Genomic DNA, 18,405 nt, shown 5'->3' on the forward strand with positions numbered 1-18,405 from the left:
ACGGGCTGGCCGGCCTACCATCGACGTACCGGTACATGGGGTGTACCGGTCGTCGTGATGTCCATGTTGTCTGTCGTACCAGAGAAGGTGGGGAGCCTTCCCGAATGATGAGCGCGCCCACACCGATGGGATCGCCGGGCCGTGACCCGGCACAGCTCCAGCGTGCCCGGGAGGTGGTCCTGCCTGCCCTGTGCCAGGCCTTCGGGGCCGCACTGGCGCGTTTCGACGATGCCCTGTTCGACCGCGCCGGCAATGCTGGCTCGTCGCAGCTGCTGTTCCTGGATGCGATGCGCGAGCTGCGCCGCCGCCGTGAGGACATCGCCGCCGCCTTCGCCGGCCACCTGCAGCGGGCCTGGGATGCGCTGGCCAGCGGGGAGCCGTTGTCGGCCGAGGCGACCCTGTCGGGCCCGGCCGAGGATGGTCTCAGCCTGCTGGATGAGCATGTACTGGAGTCGCGGCTGGCGGTGCGCAATTTCGCGACCGTGCTGCTGCGCGACTTCAAGCCGGTGCTGGCGCGGCTGGACCGCCGCCTGGGCCGCTTGATCGGCGGCGCCGAGCTGGATGCCGACCACAACCCGGTCAGCCCCGAACACCTGGGCGTGGCCATCCATGAGGCCTTTGCCGGTTGCGAGCTGGCGCCGGAAGTGCACCTGGTGCTGATCAAGCTGTGCGAGCGCGACCTGCGCGCGCCGGTCGGCCGTATCTACGAGAAGCTGGACGAACAACTGGCTGCCGCCGGGGTGATGTCGCAGATGGGGGCGCCGCGACGTCCGCTGTCGGCTGCGCCCGAGCCGCGGATGCCTTCGGGCCTGGACGACCTGGTCGAGCAGCGTCAGGGCGCGGGTTTCGATGCTGAATCCGGCGACGACGAACAGGCCGCACCGGCCTGGGCGCAGCGCTTTGCCGCACGCTGGTCCGAGCGCCGCGGCCACATGCAGCAGCACCTGGATGGCGAAGACGGCGGCACCGGCGAGGCCTACACGGGCCAGCAGGGCATGCTGCTGGAAGCGCTGCACGAACTGCTGCAGCAGACCCGCCACGTGCGCGAGGACGCGACGTCGGCTGCACAGGTCGCTGTTGGCCAGCATCGCCCCTTGAGCCAGCGCGAGATGATGTCGGTGCTGTCGCTGCTGCAGGCCACGCCCAGCGCAACCCTGCGCGCAGCCATTGGCGAGGACGGCGAATCGCTGGCGCAGCGGCTGAAGAGCGAAGTGCTGTCCAGCGCCACCCGGCTTGGCGTCGACCCCGGCCAGAGCCGGCTGGATCCGCAGGACGAAGATGCGATCGACCTGGTCGGCATGTTGTTCGACGTGATGCTGGACGAACGCGAACTGGAAGGCCGCTCGCGCGAACTGATCGGTCGCCTGGTAGTGCCCTTCGTCAAGGTCGCCATGCTCGATCGCCGCATGTTCGTGCAGAAGACCCACCCGGCGCGCAAACTGCTCAACTCGCTGGCCGAGGCCTGCGAAGGCAACACCGGCGAGAGCCAGGCCGAGCGCATGCTGATGGCCAAGGTCGAGGAGATCATCGAGCGCCTGGTGGCCGAGTTCAACGAAAACCTGGCGATCTTCCTGACCCTGGAAGAAGAATTCCGCGAATTCCTGGTGCAGCATCGTCGCCGTGTGGAAATTGCCGAGCGTCGCGCCGCCGAAACGCAGCGCGGCCAGGAAAAGCTGGAAATGGCCCGCAGCCGTGCCGGCGCCGAACTGGACCGCCGCATCGGCGATGCCACCCTGCCGTCGGCCATTGCCGAGTTCCTGCGCCAGCCATGGCAGCATCACCTGACCCTGGCACTGCTGCGCGAGGGCGAGGAGGGGGCGTCGGTGGCCGAGGCGCTGAGCCTGGGCGATGGCCTGCTGGAAGAAGTGGCCGAAGCGCGCCGCCAGATCGTCGGCAAGCCGTGGCTGCAGGCCTGGCAGCCGGTACTGGCCAAAGTATTCGCCAGCGTCGGCGTGCATGGCGATGCGGCCACCGCCGCCATCGATGCGCTGCATGACACCCTGCAGGGCATTGCTGAATCGCGGCCGGAACTGCAGCGCGCGCTGCCGGAGCTGCCGCAGGTCGCGCTGCCGACGCCGCCGGTGGCCGAGTCGCCGGCGGTGGAGTTGAGTGGCCAGATCAATGCTGATGATTTCGACAACGTCGACGCCGATCGCTTCCGTCGCATGGAGATCGGCAACTGGCTGGACTTCGTCGACAAGGATGGCAAGGTCCAGGCCGGCAAGCTGTCCTGGATCAGTCCGATTTCCTCGCGCCTGCTGTTCGTCAACCGCCGTGGCGTGCGTTTCTGCGTGGCTTCGCCGGAGGAACTGGCGGTGATGGTGCGGTTGGGCCGCCTGCGCGCCCATGTTGACGATGGCGCCTTCGACAGCGCCATGCAGGGCGTGATCGATCGGCTGGACCCGGGCAGCGCCACCCTGCACTGAGCGGTGGCGGCCTGCTAGGATCGGGAAAACACACCGATCAGCGGGGACCTGCATGGCCGTGGCGTTGCTGGGGATCAAGGAGACCGCGCCGGGCGAGCGGCGCGTGGCACTGACGCCGGAAACCGCGCGCAAGCTCGGTGCGCTGGGCGTCAGCGTCTGGTACGAAGCCGGTGCCGGCCTTGCCGCAGGCTTCACCGATGCTGCCTATGACGATGCAGGCGCGCGGGTCTTCGACGCCAGCCGCTGGGGCGAGATCGACATCCTGCTGTGCGTGCAGGCGCCGCCGGCGGCGGTGCTGGAGCAGCTCAAGCCCGCTGCCAGCGTGGTCGGCCTGCTGGCCCCGGCCAGCGACCCGGCCCTGGCCGCGTTGGCCAGTGACGACCGTCTGTACCTGTTCCCCCTGCAGCAGCTGCCGCGCACCACCCGTGCACAGGCGATGGACGTGCTCAGCTCGCAGGCCGGCATGGCCGGTTACAAGGCCGCGCTGATCGCGGCCGAGCGCGCACCACGCTTCTTCCCGATGCTGACCACCGCCGCCGGTACCGTGCGTCCGGCCAAGGTGCTGGTGATCGGTGCCGGCGTGGCCGGCCTGCAGGCCATCGCCACCGCGCGCCGCCTTGGCGCGCAGGTGGAAGGTTTCGACGTGCGTCCGGAAACCCGCGAGCAGATCCAGTCGCTGGGCGCGCGCTTCCTCGACCTGGGCGTCAGCGCGGCCGGCGAAGGCGGCTATGCGCGTGCGTTGACCGATGAGGAACGCGCTGAGCAGCAGCGCCGGCTGGCCGACCACCTGCGCAGCGTGGACGTGGTGATCTGTACGGCGGCGGTACCGGGGCGCCCGGCACCGACGATCGTGACCGCGGCGATGGTGGAAGGCATGGCCACCGGCAGCGTGATCGTTGATCTGGCCGCCGAAAGTGGCGGCAACTGCGCGCTGACCCGGCCGGGCGAGTGCATCGAGCATCAGGGTGTGACCATCGATGGCCCGCTCGGCCTGGCCAGCCGCGGCGCGACCCAGGCCAGCGAGATGTATGCGCGCAACCTGCTCAACTTCGTCGCGCTGTTCGTGCGCGAGGGCCAGCTCGCCTTCGACTGGGACGACGAGCTGTTGGCGAAGACGCGCTGGCGGGCGTGAGCCGGTAGCGCCGGGCCATGCCCGGCGAGCGCAGCGGCAGGCATTGGATCCGCCGGGCATGGCCCGGCGCTACCGTGTTATCGCGGCTTTGCCGGCGGAGGGTTGTCGCGCACCCAGTCCTTGCGCTGTTCCGGCGTCATCTGTGACCAGCGCTCGCGCAGGGCGTCGCGCTGTGCGGGTGGCAAGTCACGCATCTGGCCGAACAGGGCACGCGCCTGCTCGCGCTGCTCCGGGCTCATGTGCTCGAAGCGGCGTAGCCCACGGCGGGCCTTGTCGCGTTCCTCCGGACTCATCGATTGCCAACGCTGGCCATGCGAGAGCATGCGTTGGCGCTGGCCGGCGTCGGCGCTGTTCCAGCGGTCGCGCAGCGGCGCCAGCAGGGATTCACGCTGGGCGTCGCTCAGTTGTTCCCATGCCGGCAGCGGTGCGGTCGGCATGGGACGCGTGGCAGGGGCGGGTGCGGCGCTCTGTGCCAGCGCTGGGATGGCTGGTAACAGCGACAGGGCCAGCAAGAGTGGCAGGGTATGCAGTCGGGACATGGGTTCACTCCATCGCCAGGTCGTTGTCGCCCAGCCACAGGTACAGATCGGGATTCTCGTCGTACAGCGCGCTGTTGTCTTCCACTGCCGCAAGCACCGGTGCCGGCGCAGGGCCCGTCAGCGTGCCATGGCCGGTGAACTGCAGGCCGATACCCAGTGCCACCACCAGCGAACAGGCGCTGGCCAGCCACCAGCGCCAGCGCCCGCGATGGGTCGCGCCGGCGCCATGGCGGGCCTGGCGCAGCCGTGACAGCGTCGTCGGCGACAACGCCTGCAGCGACTGCGCGTGCAGGCTGCGCAGGGTGTCATCGGAGGGCAGGGAGCGGTTCACGGGTGGGTCTCCAGGTAGTCCTGCAGCGCCTGCCGGGCGCGTGCCAGATGGGTTTTTACCGCGCCTTCGCTGCAGCCCATGGCGCGGGCGGTGGTGGCTCCGTCCAGGTCCTGCAGCACGCGCAGGGTGAACGCCTCGCGCTGGCGGGCGGGCAGGGAGCGCAGTGCCTGCACCAGCTGCTGGTACTGCTGGTGCTGCTCATGCGCCTGCGACGGGTCGGGGCCGGGGTCGGCCCAGTCGATCTCGCCGCCGTCGGCGTCCTGGTTGTCACGCCAGAACGGCAGGCGGAAGCGACGCCGGCGCTGCAGGTCGATCACCCGCCGGCGCAGGATGCTCCAGAACAGCGGTGCCCATTCGACGGCCGGCTTGTCGGCGTAGTCCAGCATGCGCAGCAGGGCATCCTGCACCGCGTCCAGCGCATCCTCGCGCTGGCGCAGGCCGGCCTCGGCGAAGCGGAACGCACGCGGGCCGACGCTGGCCAGGAACGCCTCCAGCGATGCCGGCAGGGCATCGGTCTCGGCGCTCGGGGGGAGGGGGCTGCTCACCAGCACAGGGTACGGTTCCTCGCTCGGGGTCACCATCGACAACGCGTGAGCGCGGCTTTGGTTGACGCCGGGCGCGCGCCGGGTTCAGCCCATGGTTATGATGGGGCGACGAAGACAGAGCGGGAGCGTTGCCAGTGAGTGACGGGTTCGTAGCGCTGTACATCTTCATGCTGGCGGCCATTGCCGGCCACGTGATCATTTCGCGGGTGCCGGTGATCCTGCATACCCCGCTGATGTCGGGTTCCAACTTCATCCACGGCATCGTGCTGATCGGCGCGATGGTGGTGCTGGGTCACGCGCAGACGCCGTTGGAAAAGGCGCTGGGCTTCCTCGCCGTGGTGCTCGGTGCCGGCAATGCCGCCGGTGGCTACGTGGTCACCGCGCGCATGCTGGAAATGTTCAAGCCGAGTGCGCCCAAGCGCGGCAAGGACGAACCGAAGGAGCCGCAGGCTTGAACATCAGCACCGTCGAACTGCTCGATTGGCTGGTCAAGGCCAGCTACCTGGTCGCCGCCACGCTGTTCCTGCTCGGCCTGCAACGCATGGCCTCGCCGCTGACCGCACGCAGCGGCATCCGCTGGGCCGGGCTGGGCATGCTGCTGGCCACGGCGGCCACCTTCTTCCTGCCCGAACTGCACAACGTGCCGTTGATCCTGGTGGCGCTGCTGCTGGGTGCGGGCCTGGCGTGGTGGTCGGCCGGCAAGGTCGCGGTCACCGACATGCCGCAGATGGTGGCGCTGTACAACGGCATGGGCGGCGGCTCGGCCGCAGCTATCGGTGCAGTGGAACTGCTGCGCTACGCCTTCCTGGCCAACCGCGATACCACACACTGGAGCGCGCAGGCGCTGGCCGACCTCGCTGCACGCCAACCCTCGGGCACGGTGCTGCTGCTGGCGGTGGTCGGTGCGGCCATTGGTGCGGTGTCGCTGTCCGGCTCGGTGATTGCCTGGGCCAAGCTCGATGGCCGCCTCGACAAGCGGGTGACCTGGCCGGGCCAGCAGGTGATGAACCTGCTGGTGGCACTGGCGGTGGTAGTGCTGGCGATCATCGCGGCCAGCACGCTCAACACCTGGGCGATCGTCGCCTTCTTCGTGCTGGCGCTGGCGCTGGGCGTGCTGATGACGCTGCCGATCGGTGGTGCCGACATGCCGGTGGTGATCTCGCTGTACAACGCGTTCACCGGCCTGGCGGTGTCCTTCGAGGGCTATGTGCTCGGCAACGAGGCACTCATCATCGCCGGCATGATGGTCGGCGCCGCGGGCATCCTGCTGACCCGGTTGATGGCCAAGGCGATGAACAGGCCGATCCGCAATGTGCTGTTCTCCAATTTCGGCGGCGCTGCGGCGGGCGAGGCGCAGGCGATTTCCGGTTCGCAGAAGCCGATCGAAGCAGCTGACGTGGCGGCGATGATGGCCTTCGCCGAACGCGTGGTGATCGTGCCCGGCTACGGCATGGCCGTGGCCCAGGCCCAGCACAAGATCTGGGAGCTGGCACAGCGGCTGATCGCACGCGGGGTGAAGGTGAAGTTCGCGATCCACCCGGTGGCCGGACGCATGCCGGGGCACATGAACGTGCTGCTGGCCGAGGCCGGCGTGCCCTACGACCTGATCGCCGACATGGATGACATCAACCCGGAATTCGCCAACACCGACGTGGTGCTGGTGATCGGCGCCAACGACGTGGTCAATCCGGTCGCGCGTACCGACCCGGCCAGCCCCATCTACGGCATGCCGGTGCTGGACGTGGTCAACGCCCGCAACGTGGTGGTGATCAAGCGTGGCAAGGGCACTGGCTTCGCCGGCATCGAAAATGCGCTGTTCTACGCTGACAACACCCGCATGCTGTACGGCGATGGTGCCGAAGCTGCGGCCTCGCTGGTCAGTGAGCTGAAGGGGCTCGACGGGGGGCATTGATGCCGTACCGGTAGCGCCGGGCCATGCCCGGCGAGCGCGCAGCGCGGCTGTTCCAACAATCCGCCGGGCATGGCCCGGCGCTACCCACATCCGGTGCGCTCAGCGCGCCAGCCAGGCGCCCACAGTCACACCCACGGCCAGCCACAGCCATTCCATCGCGCCATTGGCGAGGGTGATCAGCGTCCAGGCCAGGTGCGGCCCCATCCGCGTGGTTGCATCCCACAGGTCCAGCCCGATCGAGCCGCCCATCCACGCGCTGGCGATGGTCCAGTTGGCCACCGCTGCCACCAGCAACGTGCCCAGCACCACCAGGGTGATGCGCAGCCGGCCCGGCCCCAGGGTGCCCATGCGCAGCATGAACACGAGTTCCAGTGCGGTCACCACGGCCATCCAGCCGACCTGCCGGCCGGTCATCAGGGCCAGCACCATCCAGGCGAGGGGAGCAACAAGCAGGCCCAGCAGCAGCATGAGGGGCCAGAGCCAGGTCACGGTCCTGGCACGCGCGGCATTGGAGGACATCGAAGCTCCCTGAAAGTCATCCACAGGATACTGTGGTTTGCGGCAGTGCACCGGCGAGGGTAGGGCGGCTGGGCTAGAATGCCGTCTTGCGTGGCCTTGGCCACGGCCCCATATCGGTCCCCATGTATTCCCGTAGCAGCGAACCTGTCCACTTCGAACGCGATTGCGAGGCCGTGATGGTCCCGCAGGGCGACACCGTGACCCTGCCCGCCGGCAGCTATGGGTACATCACCCAGGCGCTGGGCGGCAGCTATTCGGTATTCGTGGAAGGCAACCTGTTCCGTATCGCCGGCAAGGACGGTGACGCCATCGGCAAGGAGGCCCCGGCACCGCTGGAGCTGCCGGCCGATGCGACCGACGAGCAGGTGGAGCAGTTGGTGTGGCAGCAGCTGCGCACCTGCTTCGATCCGGAAATTCCGGTGAACATCGTCGAGCTGGGCCTGGTCTACGAGGTCGAGATCAAGCATCTGGACGAAGGACAGCGCGAGATCGACGTGAAGATGACGTTGACCGCGCCGGCCTGCGGCATGGGCGACATCCTGGTCGACGACGTACGCAGCAAGCTTGAAATGATCCCGACGGTGGCCGAGGCCGACGTCGAGCTGGTGTTCGACCCGCCGTGGAACCAGCACATGATGTCCGAGGCGGCCCGGCTCGAGACCGGCATGCTTTGACCCACGGCCCGCAGTGACGCGGGCCCGGTACTACCCGCAACCAGAACAGGAAATCTCCGGTGTCCCAGTCCATTCCCAGCTTCGCCGTCACCCGTTCGGACCACCCGCGCAGCGCTGAAGAGCGCGCCCAGATCCTGGAGAAGCCGGGCTTTGGCCTGCACTTCACCGACCACATGGTGGAAGTGCGTTGGGACAAGGACACTGGCTGGCACAACGCCAACGTGCGTGCCTACGGTCCGCTGCAGCTGGACCCGGCCGCCGCAGTGCTGCATTACGGACAGGAAATCTTCGAAGGCATCAAGGCCTACCGCCACGCCGACGGTTCGATCTGGACCTTCCGCCCGGACGCCAACGGCCGTCGCCTGCAGCGTTCGGCGCAGCGCCTGGCGCTGCCGGAGCTGCCGGTGGAGATTTTCGTTGAATCGCTGAAGCAGTTGATCGCCGTCGACAGCGCCTGGGTGCCGTCGGCCGATGAGTCGAGCCTGTACTTCCGTCCGTTCATGATCGGCGACGAAGCCTTCCTCGGCGTGCGCGGCGCGCACAAGGCCGGCTACTACGTCATCGCCAGCCCGGCCGGCCCGTACTTCGCCAAGGGTGTCGCCCCGGTGTCGATCTGGCTGTCCACCGAATACGCACGTGCAGCCAAGGGCGGCACCGGTGCCGCCAAGTGCGGTGGCAACTACGCGGCTTCGCTGCTGCCGCAGCAGAAGGCGCAGGCACAGGGCTGCTCGCAGGTGCTGTTCCTCGACCCGGTCGAAGGCAAGTACCTGGAAGAACTGGGCGGCATGAACGTGTTCCTGGTCTACAAGGACGGCACCCTGGTCACCCCGCAGCTCTCGGGCAGCATCCTCGAGGGCATCACCCGCGAGAGCATCCTGCAGCTGGCCCGCGACCGTGGCATGAAGGTCGAAGAGCGCAAGGTCACCATCGATGAGTGGAAGCAGGGTGTGACCTCCGGCGAGATCGCCGAAGTATTCGCCTGCGGCACCGCCGCTGTGGTCACCCCGATCGGCCAGCTGAAGGGCGAGGGCTTTTCGGTCGGCGACATCAACGCCCCGGCCGGCGAAGTGACCATGTCGCTGCGCAAGGAGCTGACCGACATCCAGTACGGCCGCCTGCCGGACCGCCACAACTGGCTGGTCAAGCTGGGCTGATCGCCCGCGTTGAACCGGTAGCGCCGGGCCATGCCCGGCGGCACTTCTTGAAAGCCCGTCCCAGTGACGGGCTTTCTGCGTTGTGGACCCGCCCGTCGATCGCAGCAGACGGCCGCTTGACGCAAATAGGTTTGCAATGCAAACTAAATTCAAGCGACCCCGATGGAGCGTGTCATGCAGCAGCCGTCCGTCATTGATCCTTCCTCGCGCCTGCAGGCGCTGACCCGTGAATACTCGCGGTACTCGCGAAGTGCCGGGGGCCTGTCGGCCATGGCAGGCGGCATTGCCTGCCTGGCCTCGTTCCTTGCCGGCGCCCTGTTGCCGACCACCTTGGCGCTGCGCATCGTGCTGATTGCCGTGCCGGTGCTGTGGATCGTCGGCAAGCAATGGCTGGCACGCCGCTACTACCAGCGGCTGGGCCAGGTCGAGGAGCAGGTCACGCCGGCAGAACGCAACTTCCAGCGCTTCTTCATCGCCTTCACCGCGCTGGTGAGCGTGCTGGTGATCGGCAGCGTGCTGACCCGGCTGGCGCCGATGGGCGAGCTGCCCTGGGACCTGCGCGCCATCGGTTACCTGGCCGTGGTGGCGCTGCTGCCCTGGGTGGTGTGGCGCTGGCTGCGTACGCCGCTGGAGTTCATCGTGGGCGTGTTCCTGCTGTGCCAGGCCGCGCTGGCCTTCACCGGGCAGGCGTATGGCTTCGGCCCGAGCACGGCGGTGTTCCCGCTGGCATCCATCGCACTGATCGTGGTCGGCTGGCGTGACCACCAGCGCTTCCAGCGGCTGCAGGTAGAGATGCGCGCGTTCATGGCGGCGCGGACGAACGTCGAATGACCCAGCTGCCTGACTCCAGAGCGCTGCTCCAGCTCGACCGCTTGATCCACGAGCCGGCACGCCTGCTGATCCTGTCGATCCTGGCAGGTGCCGAATCCGCCGAGTTCGGCTTTGTCGAACATCTCAGCGGGTTGAGCAAGGGCAACCTGTCCAGCCATCTGAGCAAGCTGGAGGCTGCTGGACTGGTCGCCATCGACAAGTCGTTCCGCGGCAAGCGCCCGCTGACCACCCTGCAGTTGACGCCGATGGGCCGCACTGCCCTGGCCGAGTACCGCACACAGCTGGCGGCGATCGTTGCCGGCATTCCCGATCCGGATCGAAAGGACGCCTGACATGACATTGCTCCCGCGCCTGTTTGCAGTTCTGGTTGTTTCCTTCTCTGCCCTCATCGGCGCGGCTGCGGCTGCAGATCCGCGCCAACAGGGAGCTGCGCTGACCACGCAGTTCTACGAAGGGCACATCGACGCTCTGTGGGAACGGATGACGCCGCAGATGCAGGCGGGGCTGCAGTCCCCGCAGAACCTGGTGGCGCTGCGCGAGCAGGTGCTGGCGGGCTGGGGCGCAGAAACCGAGCTGGTCAGTGAGAAGGTCGAGAAGGTTGATGGATTCGACACCTATCTGCGGCAGGCGCGTTTCGCCAGGAGCCCGGCCATCATCCAGGTGCTGTGGGCCATCGACGCCGACGGGCGGATCGGCGGTTTCTACATCCGCCCGCTCCAGACCACGCCACCGCAGGCCGCCAGGAGCGGGTTCCTCGACTACCAGACCCGCACACGGCTGCAACTGCCGTTCGACGATGAGTACTACGTGTTCTGGGGCGGGCGTAGCGTCGAACAGAACTACCATGCGGCCCATGCCGGCCAGCGCTTCGCGCTGGATCTGCTGGTGGTCCGCGATGGCCGCTCGCACCGTGGCGATGGCCTGCGCAACGATGATTACTACTGCTTCGGTCGCCCGATCCTCGCGCCCGCCGACGGCACGGTGGTGGAGGTGATCGAGGGTGTCGCCGACAACGTGCCGGGCCAGATGAATGCCGCCCAGCTCACCGGCAACCGCGTCATCCTCGACCACGGCAACGAGGAATACTCGGTGCTGGCGCACCTGCGCCAGGGCAGTGTGCGTGTGGCGCAGGGACAGGCTGTCCGCAGCGGCGCGCACCTCGGTGACTGTGGCAACAGCGGCAACTCCTCCGAGCCGCACCTGCACTACCAGCTGCAGGCCGGGCCCGTGTTCGGTGTCGGCGAAGCGTTGCCGGCACAGTTCTCCGATTACATCGCCGATGGCCAGCCGGTTGCACGCGGCGAGCCGGTCAAAGGGCAGCGGATCCGGCCGGCGCGCCTCCCTCAGGCAAAGTAGTCAGCGCGTCCGACGCGATGGGCAGGCACTCCGCGGGCACGCTGCGCCGTCGTTGGTGTCAGCAGTGGACGCCGATGTCGGCAAAGTCATCGCAGGACACGTGATGACCCAGTCAGGTGCGTGCAGGGCACGAGAAAGTTCCTTCACCTTCACAAACCCTCGACCCGAAAAGTCTCAGAACGAACATTTCATCTTGCTGAAAAGACGCTGAAAATCTTGTGGTGTCCGGTTTTGGTCATTAGCGTCATCTGCACGGCGGATCGTTAGGGGGATCCGCTGACTCGCCGGACTTCGAACCTCGCCAACGCAAGCCAGCCCATGGTTCGGGCCGGTGCTTCTGCCGATTCCGGCATTCACACCACAAGAAAGGGAAATACGATGTCCCAGGTAACGCAACCGCGTGTGCGTCGAGTGTGGGTGGTCCTTGGTGCGTCCGTTCTGTCATCGCTGCTGCTGGCCACGCCTGCGCTGGCCGGTGACGTCCAGCTCAGCGGCCTGCAGTCCGCGCAGACCCACCAGCGTTTCATCGTGAAGTACCGCGACGGCAGTGCCCCGGTGGCCAACACCACCGCACTGGCCTCTTCACTGAAGAGTGCCGCCGCCGGCCTGGCCAGCAGCCAGGGCCGCGCGCTGGGCCTGCAGCAGGTCCGCAAGCTGGCCGTCGGCCCGACCCTGGTCAGGACCGATCGTCCGCTCGACCAGGCCGAATCCGAGCAGCTGATGCGCAAGCTGGCCGCCGACCCGAACGTGGAATACGTCGAAGTCGACCAGATCATGCGTGCCACGCTGACCCCGAACGACACCCGCTTCAGCGAGCAATGGGGCTTCGGCACCTCCAATGCCGGCATCAACATCCGGCCGGCCTGGGACAAGGCCACCGGCACCGGCGTCGTGGTCGCGGTGATCGATACCGGCATCACCAACCATGCCGATCTCAACGCCAACATCCTGCCCGGCTATGACTTCATCAGCGACGCCGCGATGGCGCGCGATGGCAATGGCCGCGACAACAACCCGAACGATGAAGGTGACTGGTACGGCGACAATGAGTGCCAGGCCGGCTACCCGGGTTCCAACTCCAGCTGGCACGGTACCCACGTCGCCGGCACGGTGGCGGCGGTGACCAACAACAGCACCGGCGTGGCCGGTACCGCGTTCAACGCCAAGGTCGTGCCGGTGCGCGTGCTCGGCAAGTGCGGCGGCTACACCTCCGACATCGCCGACGCGATTGTGTGGGCTTCCGGCGGCAGCGTCAGCGGCGTGCCGGCCAATGCCAATCCCGCCGAAGTGATCAACCTCTCGCTCGGCGGTGGCGGCAGCTGCTCGACCACCTACCAGAACGCGATCAATGGCGCTGTCGGCCGTGGCACCACCGTGGTGGTCGCCGCCGGCAACAGCAATACCAACGTGTCCTCGTCGGTGCCGGCCAACTGCCCGAACGTGATCGCGGTGGCGGCCACCACCTCGGCCGGTGCGCGTGCCAGCTTCTCCAACTATGGCAACGGCATCGACATCTCGGCACCGGGCCAGGGCATCCTGTCCACCCTCAACAGCGGCACCACCACCCCGGGCAGCGCCAGCTACGCTTCGTACAACGGCACCTCGATGGCGGCACCGCACGTGGCCGGCGTGGTCGCACTCATGCAGTCCGTTGCCCCGAGCCCGCTGAGCCCGGCGCAGGTGGAGAGCATCATCAAGAGCACTGCACGTCCGCTGCCGGGCGCCTGCTCGGGTGGTTGCGGCGCCGGCATCATCGACGCCGACGCGGCTGTGGCTGCGGCGATCAACGGCGGTGGCCCGAACCCGGGCGGCAACGTGCTGCAGAACAACGTCCCGGTCACCGGCCTCGGCGCTGCCAGTGGCGCTTCATTGAGCTACACGGTCAACGTTCCGGCCGGCAGCACCCAGCTGCGCGTGGCGATCAGTGGCGGCAGCGGTGATGCTGACCTGTACGTGCGCCAGGGCAGTGCCCCGACCGATACCGCGTATACCTGCCGTCCGTACCTGAGTGGCAACAGCGAGACCTGCACCATCAACAGTCCGGCCGCCGGCACCTGGTATGTGCGGGTGAAGGCCTACAGCACCTTCTCGGGCCTGACCCTCAACGCCCAGTACTGAGCCCAAGCCCCTCTCCATGGGCACGCCCCGGCTCTGGCCGGGGCGTTTTTGTTTGGGTAGGTGCCGACCTTGGTCGGCACGCTGTTCCTCAGACCGATTCGAAGCGGTTCGCGGCCACGTTCTTGCGCACGTGCTGCGGGTCGAAAATCCGCCCGTTCATCGCGATGTACACGCCGGTCGGCAGCGACTGCACTGCACCGATCGCACAGCCGATGTTGAACTCGGCATCCGACCCGCGGAAACGTGCCGGGCTCAGCGCGCCGGTCATCACGATGGTCTTCTCCGGAATCGTCGCCAGCACCTGGCCGGTCTGCACCATCGAATCGGTGCCGTGGGTCACCAGCACGTGGCGGGTGGGCTGCGCGGCGATGGTGGCGCGGATCAGCTCGCGGTCCTCATCGTTGATGTGCAGCGAATCCTTGCGCAGGATCGGAATCACGTTGAAGCGGAACGTCACGCCCAGCTCGCGCAGGATCATGCCGATCTGGGGGTCGCCGATCTGGTAGTCCGACTTGTCGTCGAAGTAGATCTTGTCGATCGTGCCACCGGTGGTGACGACCAGGAGCTCTTCCATCATGTGCATGCGCGAAACCAGGACAGGTACAGCGGCGCGGGGCCAGGAACACAGATGATACGGCCCGGCGGCCGCAGCGTCAGCGTCGCTTGCCGAAGCGGGCGCGCAGCCCGGGCAGGCTGGCGCTGAAGATCACCAGCAGGGCCAGCGCGATCTCGATCAGCGCCAGCCAGCGCGTCTCCGGGTGGCTCCAGGCGCTCATCACGCCGTGGCTGAACCAGCCCAGGGCCAGCACCGAGGCCCAGAAACCCGCCTTGCGCCAGCCCAGGCGCAGTGCGATGGCCAGCGCCAGCGGTGGCGCGGTAAACACCAGCTGGGTGGCCAGCCAGTGCTTGTCATTGATGAACCAGCCGGCGAACAGCGCGGCCAGCCCCATCAGGGCCAGCAGCAGGACCGTACGCGGCGGGCGGTTCATCGGGCCAACCGCTGTGCGATGTCGGCCACGCGGCGGCCCAGCGCGCGGGCCAGCACGGCCTCGTCGTCGGTCGGCTGCGGGTCATCGGCGGCACCGGCCACGTGGCTGGCGCCATAGGGCGTGCCGCCGCTGGTGGTATGGCTCAGCGCCGGCTCGGTGAACGGGATGCCGACGATCACGCAGCCGTGGTGCAGCAGCGGCACCTGCATCGACAGCAGGGTCGATTCCTGGCCACCATGCATCGAGGCGGTGGAGGTGAACACGCCGGCCGGCTTGCCGGACAGGGTGCCATTGACCCATTCGGTGCCCAGCCCATCCAGGAAGTGCTTCACCGGCGCGGCCATGTTGCCGAAGCGGGTCGGGCTGCCCAGCAGCAGGCCCTGGCATTCGACCAGGTCCTGCACGCTCACGTAGGGGGCGCCATCGTCGGGTACCGGCGGTTGTGCGGTCTGGGTGACGGCGGCTACCGGCGGTACCGTACGCAGGCGCGCGGTCATGCCCGGCACTTCACCGATGCCCCGCGCGATCTGGCGCGCCAGCCGTGCCACTGAACCGCCCCGGCTGTAGTACAGCACCAGAATCTCGCCCATCGTGACCGCTTCTCCTCGTCGTGTGGCCACCAGTATGGCTATCCTGCGAACATTCCGCATCGGGTACCCTTTCGCCGATGGAACCTTTGGATACGCTCAACCTGTGGATGGAGCGCGCGCGGGATCGCGCACGCGCCATCAGCTTCGGCCGCTTCCTGTGGCATCGCTTCCTCGACGACCGCCTGTTCCAGGCAGCGGCGGCGCTGGCGTACACCACGGTGTTCGCGTTGGTGCCGCTGGCGATCGTGGTGTTCGGCGTGCTCTCGGCCTTCCCCGTCTTCGACCGCTGGAGCGACCAGCTCAGCGATTACGTCTTCTCCAACTTCGTGCCCAACGCCGCGCGCGCCGCCGAGGGCTACCTGCGGCAGTTCTCGGCCAGTGCCGGTCAGCTCACCGCCGCCGGCTTCATCGCACTGGTGGTCTCGTTGCTGATCACCCTCAACAGCGTCGAAGAGACCTTCAACCAGATCTGGCGGGTCGGCTCGACCCGGCCCAAGCTGACCCGCTTCCTGGTCTACTGGACCGTACTGACCCTGGGCGCGATGCTTGCCGCGGCCTCGCTGGCAGTGTCGGCGCGGGTCTTTGCGATGCCATTGTTCGGCACCCAGGAGGGCCGTTGGCTGGCCGACCTGGCGCTGCGGCTGGCGCCGATCCTGATCGAATTCGTCTGCATCACGCTGATGTTCCGGGTGGTGCCGCACCACACGGTGAAATGGCGGCATGCGGTGCCCGGTGCGATCCTCGCCGCAGTCATCCTCGAACTGGTGAAGTGGGGCATTGGTGCTTACCTGGGCAGCTTCCAGTCCTATCAGAAGCTCTATGGCACGGTGGCCTTCGTGCCGATCCTGCTGCTGTGGATCTATCTGTGCTGGGTGGCGGTGCTGCTGGGCGCGTCGTTGTCCTCGTCGATGGCAGCGTTCCGGTACCAGCCGGTCGAGCTGCGCCTGCCGCAGGGCTACGAGTTCTACGGCCTGCTGCGCCTGCTGGGACGCTTCCACCATGCACGCGCGAAGGGCAAAGGCCTGGCCGACGACGAGATCCTGCGGCTGGAGCCGATGCTGACCGATTCGCTGCTGCAGGACCTGGCCTGCAACCTGCAGGAAATCGGCCTGCTGCGCCGTGATGAGCGCGGTGAATGGCTGCTCGCGCGCGATCTGGAGCAGGTCAGCCTGTCTGATCTGTACGAATGCACCCAGCTGCGCATTCCAGTGGCCGAGCAGCACCTGCCGTACCGCGACGACACCCTGGGCCGCGCCGCACTGGCGGCCCTGGACGACCTGCGACTGCCCCTGCGCGAGCGCCTCAAGCGCAAGGTCAGCGACATCTACACCGATTCTGGAGACGCACCATGACCCGCAAGACCTCGCTGCCGCTGATGCTCCCGCTGACCCTGCTGCTGGCGCTGTCGGCCTGCAAGCCGGCGCAGGAGCCGACCCCGGCCAGCAGCCAGCCGCCGGCACAGGCACCGACGCCGACCGCACCGGCGCCAGTGGATGAGACGCCGGCCGAGCGCACCACCGCCGAGTTCCCGACGTTGAAGATGAAGGCGGTGGACGGCAGTGATTACGACCTGGCCGCGCATCGTGGCAAGTGGGTGGTGGTGAACTTCTGGGCGACCTGGTGCGCACCGTGCCGCAAGGAGATGCCGGAGCTGTCGGCGTTGCATGCGATGCGCAGCAACATCGAAGTGGTTGGCCTGGCCTACGAGGACATCGAGGTGCCGGAGATGCAGTCGTTCCTGACCAAGCATCCGGTGACCTATCCGATCGTGATCGTCGATCCGTTCGACCCGCCGGCCGACTTCGCTACGCCGCGTGGCCTGCCGTTGACGCATCTGCTGGACCCACAGGGCAAGCTGGCGCACAGCTTCCTCGGGCCGGTGACTGCCGCCGACATCGAAAAGCAGATCGCTGCTGCCAAGTAGTGGGTTGGTCGGCAGGGCCTGCGGCCCTGCACCTGCTGCGAGCTGGAGCAACAACAACAGCAACAGCAACAGCAACAGCAGAAGCGGGTTTCCTGTGGGATGGCGGGGTGGGTCCGGTTGCGGGAGACGCCGTAAACCCGTCCATGGGGGCTTGGCCGCGGCATCCATGCCGCGGACACTCCCGCAACCGGACCCACCCCGCCTTCGACAGATTTCCGCGATCTGCCGGCATTTCTGTAGAGCCGAGCCATGCTCGGCTCAAATCATTCCGATATCGAAATATTCGATTCCGATGGGAATTCATCCACGCATGACGTGGATCCAACAGCCGCGGAGATCTGTCAGAGGTGGGGTGGTGTCGGAGTGCGGGGTGTCAGCCGCATGGATGCGGCTGCCAAGCCTACAGGGACGTACTTGCGGCGTCCCCGAACTCCGACACCGCCCCGCCATCCCACGAAATACCCGCTGTTGCCGTTGCTGCTGCTCTGGCTTCGGCAGGTGCAGGGCGCAGCCCTGCCGACCAACCCTATTCCTCGACCGGGAACTCCTCGATCGGCTTCAGCACATCGTAGTGCTCGCGATGCAGCTTGCCCTTCAGCTTCGGCAGCTCCGGCAACGGTGCATCCACCCGGGTGTCCGGCAACCGGTCGAGCAGGTTGCGTACCAGCGTCAGCCGCCCCAGCCGCTGGTCGTTGAAATCCACCAGCGTCCACGGCGCATCCGCGCGATGGGTCGCGCGCAGCATCGCCTCGCGCGCTTCGGTGTACGCGCTGTACTTGCTGCGTGATTTCAGATCCACCGGCGACAGCTTCCAGCCCTTCAGTGGATCGACATGGCGCTCGGCGAAGCGCTTCTCCTGCTGCTCCTGGTCCACGCACAGCCAGTACTTGAACAGCAGGATGCCGTCATCCACCAGCAACTGTTCGAACACCGGCGCCTGGCGCAGGAATTGCTGGTACTCGGCCTCGCTGCAATACCCCATCACCCGTTCGACGCCAGCGCGGTTGTACCAGCTGCGGTCCATCAGCACGATCTCGCCGGCCGCCGGAAGATGCGAGGCATAACGCTGGAAGTACCACTGCGTGGCTTCGCGGTCGGTGGGTTTGGGTAGTGCCACGACGCGGCACTGGCGCGGGTTCAGGTGCTGGCTGATGGCCTGGATCGCGCCGCCCTTGCCGGCGGTGTCGCGGCCTTCGAACAGCACCAGCAGGCGCTGTCCGCTGTGCTGCACCCAGCGCGCCATCGCCGTCAGCTCCAGCTGCAGTGGCTGCAGAAGTTCGTCGTATTCCTTGCGCTTGAGCTTGGCCATCGTCACACCCTGCGGGAGAGAAATCCCAGCCTAGCGCAGGCTCGCGTCATGGTGTG

Annotated in this window: 20 protein-coding genes; 12 read left to right on the top strand and 8 right to left on the bottom strand. The window is 67.4% G+C overall.

Annotated elements, in window-relative coordinates:
* Positions 1-104: 104 nt before the first annotated feature.
* Together AC3ITW_RS03605 and AC3ITW_RS03610 are read left to right on the top strand one after the other, a co-directional pair.
* Positions 105-2,426 carry a PacR family protein gene (locus tag AC3ITW_RS03605; protein WP_100434080.1) on the top strand — a complete coding sequence of 774 codons (2,322 nt, stop codon included), beginning with the start codon at positions 105-107 and terminating at the stop codon, positions 2,424-2,426.
* 52 nt (positions 2,427-2,478) lie between these two features.
* A complete protein-coding gene (locus AC3ITW_RS03610) occupies positions 2,479-3,558 on the top strand; it encodes an NAD(P) transhydrogenase subunit alpha (protein ID WP_004144857.1) in 1,080 nt (359 codons plus the stop codon).
* A 77-nt stretch (positions 3,559-3,635) separates the two neighbouring features.
* On the opposite strand, the gene AC3ITW_RS03615 is transcribed toward AC3ITW_RS03610, so the two are convergent.
* The 3 genes from AC3ITW_RS03615 to AC3ITW_RS03625 are packed head-to-tail and all read right to left on the bottom strand — an operon-like array spanning position 3,636 to position 5,009.
* Complete coding sequence (locus AC3ITW_RS03615) at positions 3,636-4,097, bottom strand: DUF3106 domain-containing protein (protein ID WP_100434082.1); 462 nt, start codon at positions 4,095-4,097, stop codon at positions 3,636-3,638.
* Positions 4,098-4,101: 4 nt separating this feature from the next.
* On the bottom strand, positions 4,102-4,428 hold the full coding sequence (locus AC3ITW_RS03620) for a hypothetical protein (RefSeq protein ID WP_100434083.1): 327 nt from the start codon (positions 4,426-4,428) through the stop codon (positions 4,102-4,104).
* On the bottom strand, positions 4,425-5,009 hold the full coding sequence (locus AC3ITW_RS03625) for an RNA polymerase sigma factor (RefSeq protein ID WP_100434084.1): 585 nt from the start codon (positions 5,007-5,009) through the stop codon (positions 4,425-4,427). The genes AC3ITW_RS03620 and AC3ITW_RS03625 overlap by 4 nt, the downstream gene beginning before the upstream one ends.
* Positions 5,010-5,107: 98 nt before the next feature.
* Between AC3ITW_RS03625 and AC3ITW_RS03630 the strand changes: the two genes are divergently transcribed.
* Positions 5,108-5,428, top strand: a complete 321-nt coding sequence (locus AC3ITW_RS03630) for an NAD(P) transhydrogenase subunit alpha part 2 (RefSeq protein ID WP_004144903.1) — start codon at positions 5,108-5,110, stop codon at positions 5,426-5,428.
* Complete coding sequence (locus AC3ITW_RS03635; protein WP_004144904.1) at positions 5,425-6,885, top strand: NAD(P)(+) transhydrogenase (Re/Si-specific) subunit beta; 1,461 nt, start codon at positions 5,425-5,427, stop codon at positions 6,883-6,885. The genes AC3ITW_RS03630 and AC3ITW_RS03635 overlap by 4 nt, the downstream gene beginning before the upstream one ends.
* 99 nt (positions 6,886-6,984) lie before the next feature.
* Here AC3ITW_RS03635 and AC3ITW_RS03640 read toward each other — a convergent pair whose 3' ends face one another.
* Entirely contained in the window at positions 6,985-7,404 is a 420-nt protein-coding gene (locus AC3ITW_RS03640) for a hypothetical protein (protein WP_004144909.1), read from the bottom strand.
* Positions 7,405-7,526: 122 nt separating this feature from the next.
* On the opposite strand from AC3ITW_RS03640, the gene sufT reads away from it, so the two are divergent.
* From sufT to AC3ITW_RS03670, 6 genes are all read left to right on the top strand, one after another.
* The gene (sufT, locus tag AC3ITW_RS03645; protein ID WP_004144911.1) at positions 7,527-8,078 is read left to right on the top strand and encodes a putative Fe-S cluster assembly protein SufT; all 552 of its coding nucleotides are present in this window, start codon (positions 7,527-7,529) and stop codon (positions 8,076-8,078) included.
* A gap of 59 nt (positions 8,079-8,137) precedes the next feature.
* Positions 8,138-9,232, top strand: a complete 1,095-nt coding sequence (locus tag AC3ITW_RS03650) for a branched-chain amino acid aminotransferase (protein WP_004144913.1) — start codon at positions 8,138-8,140, stop codon at positions 9,230-9,232.
* Between the two features lie 174 nt (positions 9,233-9,406).
* Complete coding sequence (locus AC3ITW_RS03655; RefSeq protein ID WP_004144915.1) at positions 9,407-10,063, top strand: hypothetical protein; 657 nt, start codon at positions 9,407-9,409, stop codon at positions 10,061-10,063.
* Entirely contained in the window at positions 10,060-10,395 is a 336-nt protein-coding gene (locus tag AC3ITW_RS03660; protein WP_012510131.1) for a transcriptional regulator, read from the top strand. Before AC3ITW_RS03655 ends, AC3ITW_RS03660 begins: the two co-directional genes overlap by 4 nt.
* 1 nt (position 10,396) lies before the next feature.
* On the top strand, positions 10,397-11,419 hold the full coding sequence (locus tag AC3ITW_RS03665) for a M23 family metallopeptidase (protein WP_100434085.1): 1,023 nt from the start codon (positions 10,397-10,399) through the stop codon (positions 11,417-11,419).
* Between the two features lie 378 nt (positions 11,420-11,797).
* Positions 11,798-13,537 (top strand): S8 family peptidase, encoded by a 1,740-nt coding sequence (locus tag AC3ITW_RS03670; protein ID WP_100434086.1) that lies wholly within the window; start codon positions 11,798-11,800, stop codon positions 13,535-13,537.
* 88 nt (positions 13,538-13,625) lie between these two features.
* Here AC3ITW_RS03670 and AC3ITW_RS03675 read toward each other — a convergent pair whose 3' ends face one another.
* The 3 genes from AC3ITW_RS03675 to wrbA all read right to left on the bottom strand — a co-directional run bounded on the left by AC3ITW_RS03675 (position 13,626) and on the right by wrbA (position 15,116).
* Positions 13,626-14,111 (bottom strand): asparaginase domain-containing protein, encoded by a 486-nt coding sequence (locus AC3ITW_RS03675; RefSeq protein ID WP_046985220.1) that lies wholly within the window; start codon positions 14,109-14,111, stop codon positions 13,626-13,628.
* Positions 14,112-14,190: 79 nt separating this feature from the next.
* The gene (locus AC3ITW_RS03680; protein WP_099552725.1) at positions 14,191-14,526 is read right to left on the bottom strand and encodes a DUF2069 domain-containing protein; all 336 of its coding nucleotides are present in this window, start codon (positions 14,524-14,526) and stop codon (positions 14,191-14,193) included.
* Positions 14,523-15,116, bottom strand: coding sequence for an NAD(P)H:quinone oxidoreductase (gene wrbA / locus AC3ITW_RS03685; RefSeq protein ID WP_100434087.1), 594 nt, complete (start codon positions 15,114-15,116; stop codon positions 14,523-14,525). The genes AC3ITW_RS03680 and wrbA overlap by 4 nt, the downstream gene beginning before the upstream one ends.
* Positions 15,117-15,193: 77 nt before the next feature.
* Here wrbA and AC3ITW_RS03690 point away from each other — a divergent pair, with 77 nt between their 5' ends.
* Positions 15,194-16,468, top strand: a complete 1,275-nt coding sequence (locus AC3ITW_RS03690; RefSeq protein ID WP_046985223.1) for a YihY family inner membrane protein — start codon at positions 15,194-15,196, stop codon at positions 16,466-16,468.
* Complete coding sequence (locus AC3ITW_RS03695; protein WP_100434088.1) at positions 16,465-17,040, top strand: TlpA family protein disulfide reductase; 576 nt, start codon at positions 16,465-16,467, stop codon at positions 17,038-17,040. Before AC3ITW_RS03690 ends, AC3ITW_RS03695 begins: the two co-directional genes overlap by 4 nt.
* A 526-nt stretch (positions 17,041-17,566) precedes the next feature.
* On the opposite strand, the gene ppk2 is transcribed toward AC3ITW_RS03695, so the two are convergent.
* Entirely contained in the window at positions 17,567-18,349 is a 783-nt protein-coding gene (ppk2, locus tag AC3ITW_RS03700; RefSeq protein ID WP_004144943.1) for a polyphosphate kinase 2, read from the bottom strand.
* Positions 18,350-18,405: the final 56 nt, after the last annotated feature.

The sequence above is a fragment of the Stenotrophomonas sp. KH_052 genome, from assembly GCF_057838755.1.

Excerpts from the sequence above, each read along its gene's own strand:
- wrbA (WP_100434087.1), bottom strand. The coding sequence starts at position 15,116 with ATGGGCGAGATTCTGGTGCTGTACTACAGCCGGGGCGGTTCAGTGGCA.
- AC3ITW_RS03675 (WP_046985220.1), bottom strand. The coding sequence starts at position 14,111 with ATGGAAGAGCTCCTGGTCGTCACCACCGGTGGCACGATCGACAAGATC.
- AC3ITW_RS03615 (WP_100434082.1), bottom strand. The coding sequence starts at position 4,097 with ATGTCCCGACTGCATACCCTGCCACTCTTGCTGGCCCTGTCGCTGTTA.
- ppk2 (WP_004144943.1), bottom strand. The coding sequence starts at position 18,349 with ATGGCCAAGCTCAAGCGCAAGGAATACGACGAACTTCTGCAGCCACTG.
- AC3ITW_RS03660 (WP_012510131.1), top strand. The coding sequence starts at position 10,060 with ATGACCCAGCTGCCTGACTCCAGAGCGCTGCTCCAGCTCGACCGCTTG.
- AC3ITW_RS03670 (WP_100434086.1), top strand. The coding sequence starts at position 11,798 with ATGTCCCAGGTAACGCAACCGCGTGTGCGTCGAGTGTGGGTGGTCCTT.
- AC3ITW_RS03680 (WP_099552725.1), bottom strand. The coding sequence starts at position 14,526 with ATGAACCGCCCGCCGCGTACGGTCCTGCTGCTGGCCCTGATGGGGCTG.
- AC3ITW_RS03665 (WP_100434085.1), top strand. The coding sequence starts at position 10,397 with ATGACATTGCTCCCGCGCCTGTTTGCAGTTCTGGTTGTTTCCTTCTCT.
- AC3ITW_RS03625 (WP_100434084.1), bottom strand. The coding sequence starts at position 5,009 with ATGGTGACCCCGAGCGAGGAACCGTACCCTGTGCTGGTGAGCAGCCCC.
- AC3ITW_RS03610 (WP_004144857.1), top strand. The coding sequence starts at position 2,479 with ATGGCCGTGGCGTTGCTGGGGATCAAGGAGACCGCGCCGGGCGAGCGG.
- AC3ITW_RS03655 (WP_004144915.1), top strand. The coding sequence starts at position 9,407 with ATGCAGCAGCCGTCCGTCATTGATCCTTCCTCGCGCCTGCAGGCGCTG.
- AC3ITW_RS03640 (WP_004144909.1), bottom strand. The coding sequence starts at position 7,404 with ATGTCCTCCAATGCCGCGCGTGCCAGGACCGTGACCTGGCTCTGGCCC.
- sufT (WP_004144911.1), top strand. The coding sequence starts at position 7,527 with ATGTATTCCCGTAGCAGCGAACCTGTCCACTTCGAACGCGATTGCGAG.
- AC3ITW_RS03605 (WP_100434080.1), top strand. The coding sequence starts at position 105 with ATGATGAGCGCGCCCACACCGATGGGATCGCCGGGCCGTGACCCGGCA.
- AC3ITW_RS03690 (WP_046985223.1), top strand. The coding sequence starts at position 15,194 with ATGGAACCTTTGGATACGCTCAACCTGTGGATGGAGCGCGCGCGGGAT.
- AC3ITW_RS03695 (WP_100434088.1), top strand. The coding sequence starts at position 16,465 with ATGACCCGCAAGACCTCGCTGCCGCTGATGCTCCCGCTGACCCTGCTG.